At 51.8% G+C, this 2,419-nt stretch carries 2 protein-coding genes and 3 tRNA genes; 2 read left to right on the forward strand and 3 right to left on the reverse strand.

Features of this window, described 5'->3' with window-relative positions:
* Positions 1–77: 77 nt before the first annotated feature.
* The 3 genes from ACTG33_RS16995 to ACTG33_RS17005 all read right to left on the reverse strand — a co-directional run bounded on the left by ACTG33_RS16995 (position 78) and on the right by ACTG33_RS17005 (position 452).
* Positions 78–153 (reverse strand) — tRNA-His (locus tag ACTG33_RS16995).
* Positions 154–211: 58 nt separating this feature from the next.
* Positions 212–288, reverse strand: a tRNA-Arg gene (locus ACTG33_RS17000).
* An 87-nt stretch (positions 289–375) separates the two neighbouring features.
* A tRNA-Pro gene (locus tag ACTG33_RS17005) sits at positions 376–452 on the reverse strand.
* Positions 453–805: 353 nt separating this feature from the next.
* On the opposite strand from ACTG33_RS17005, the gene folD reads away from it, so the two are divergent.
* Complete coding sequence (folD, locus tag ACTG33_RS17010; RefSeq protein ID WP_439136443.1) at positions 806–1,651, forward strand: bifunctional methylenetetrahydrofolate dehydrogenase/methenyltetrahydrofolate cyclohydrolase FolD; 846 nt, start codon at positions 806–808, stop codon at positions 1,649–1,651.
* Between the two features lie 98 nt (positions 1,652–1,749).
* Positions 1,750–2,419 (forward strand): tRNA pseudouridine(65) synthase TruC (locus tag ACTG33_RS17015; protein ID WP_439136445.1); only part of this gene is annotated, 670 nt, incomplete at its 3' end.

Genomic DNA, 2,419 nt, shown 5'->3' on the forward strand with positions numbered 1-2,419 from the left:
AAGAGCATTGCTAGTTCGTTACTAGCTATTCTCTTGAGGCTTTCGCAAGTCGCTGTTTTATAACGACCTATTCAATATGGGGTGGACGATGGGACTTGAACCCACGACGACTGGAATCACAATCCAGGGCTCTACCAACTGAGCTACGCCCACCATTGATCGTTGCCATTAATCAGCTTGGTTGCTGACTAACTGTCTGCCTGCGCGAAGATGGCGCGCCCGGCAGGATTCGAACCTGCGACCATCCGCTTAGAAGGCGGATGCTCTATCCAACTGAGCTACGGGCGCACTGTGTATTGCCTATGGGCAATTTGGGTGAGCCCTGGACTCAAAGCCTGATTAAGGCAGCCTGGATAGGCTCGAACTTTGAAATAGTGGTCGGAGTGGAGGGATTCGAACCCCCGACCCTCTGGTCCCAAACCAGATGCGCTACCAAGCTGCGCTACACTCCGACAAGTCTTAAGTGGCTGTTGCCGCTGAAGAGGTGCGCATATTACCCATGCTCCCCTACTCCGTCAACGGCTTTTTTGAAAAAAATATTCAATTATTGCAGTGACTTAGAAGAACCTTTTCAGAAGAACCGTCCATCTGGATGATCTTTGTACGACTTTTCCGATCAGCCTGCCAAAGTTTACTTTGTGGCCGCTGCAATGACCCTAGCTTAGTCGGTTGCGCTTAACTCCACCAGCACGAAAAGAATGCTCAGGAATATCAAGCACATATTGGCCTGAGCAGGCAGCATGTGGGAGAATAGCGCCAGTTTACAACTCCCTCTTTGACCAATCCTAACGAACAGGAAACCTCAATGTCTGCACTGGTACTGGACGGTAAAGCACTCGCGCAAAAAACTGAACAAGAGCTGTCAGGTCGCGTTACCGCTTTAAAAGAAAAAAGTAATGGCCAAACCCCTATTCTTGCCACCATTTTGGTGGGCGCGGATCCAGCGTCTGCCACCTATGTAAAGATGAAAGGTAATGCCTGTACCCGTATCGGTATGGATTCCCTCAAAGTGGAAATGTCCGCTGAGACCACCACTGAAGAGCTTCTGGCCAAAATTGACGAGCTGAACAAGAATCCGAATGTTCACGGCATCCTGCTGCAGCACCCGGTACCCGCTCAAATCGACGAACGTGCGTGTTTTGACGCCATTGCTCTGGAGAAAGACGTAGACGGCGTTACCTGCCTTGGCTTTGGTCGTATGAGCATGGGCGAAGACGCCTACGGCTGCGCAACCCCGAAAGGGATTATGCGCCTGCTGGAAGCTTACAACATTGATATCGCCGGTAAGCATGCGGTTGTGGTTGGTCGCAGCCCTATTCTGGGTAAGCCCATGGCCATGATGCTGTTGGGTGCAAACGCCACCGTCACCATCTGCCACTCTCGCACCCAAGGGCTCGAAGATCATATCAAGCAAGCCGATATTGTGATCGGTGCGGTTGGCAAGCCTGAGTTTATTAAGGCTGACTGGATCAAGGATGGGGCGGTGGTTGTAGATGCTGGTTATCACCCCGGCGGTGTCGGCGATATTGAACTGGCACCTTTGACAGAGCGCGTTGCAGCCTACACACCTGTCCCCGGCGGCGTTGGCCCAATGACCATCAACACTCTGATTTATCAATCTGTTGATTCCGGTGAAAAGAAAATCCTCTAACGACCAGCTCAAGACTGGCAGCGAGACAATCAGAACTCGTCTCGTTGCCACACTCTTCCCTCTCAGCCCCCATCTATAAACCGGTAAGGAGTCCCGATTTGACACCTGCGGAAACTCTCCCGGTAATTTATCGCGATGAACACCTTTTTGTTGTCAATAAGCCCAGCGGCCTATTGGTTCACCGCAGCGAAATCGATCGCCACGAGACCCGCTTTGCCTTGCAGATAGCACGGGATCAGATTGGTCAGCGCGTCTATCCTGTTCACAGGCTCGACAAGCCCACCTCAGGCGTTCTGATTTTTGCCCTGTCACCAGATGCCGCTCGCACACTGAGTCGTGCCATTGAAGACAAACAGGTTCGCAAAACCTATCACGCAGTAGTTAGAGGTTACGCGCCAGAGAATGGCTATATTGACCACGCACTGAAAGAAGAGCTGGACAAATACACCGACAAACAAGCTCGACAAGACAAGCCGCCTCAAAGTGCTCAGACACACTTTCGGCGCCTTGCCACAATTGAACTACCTGTCGAAATAGAACGCTACCCTCAGAGCCGATATTCTCTGGTCGAGTGCTTTCCAGAAACCGGCCGCAAGCATCAAATCCGGCGGCATATGAAGCACATCAACCACCCAATCATTGGTGATGCCAAACACGGTCGAGGAAGACACAATCGCTATTTCAGCAGTGAACTGGACGCGGGCAGATTACTATTGCACGCCAGTGACATGCAGACGCCTCACCCGGAAACCGGTGAGATGCTCACCT

The organism is Pseudomaricurvus sp. (assembly GCF_965662505.1).
Taxonomy (GTDB): domain Bacteria; phylum Pseudomonadota; class Gammaproteobacteria; order Pseudomonadales; family Cellvibrionaceae; genus Pseudomaricurvus.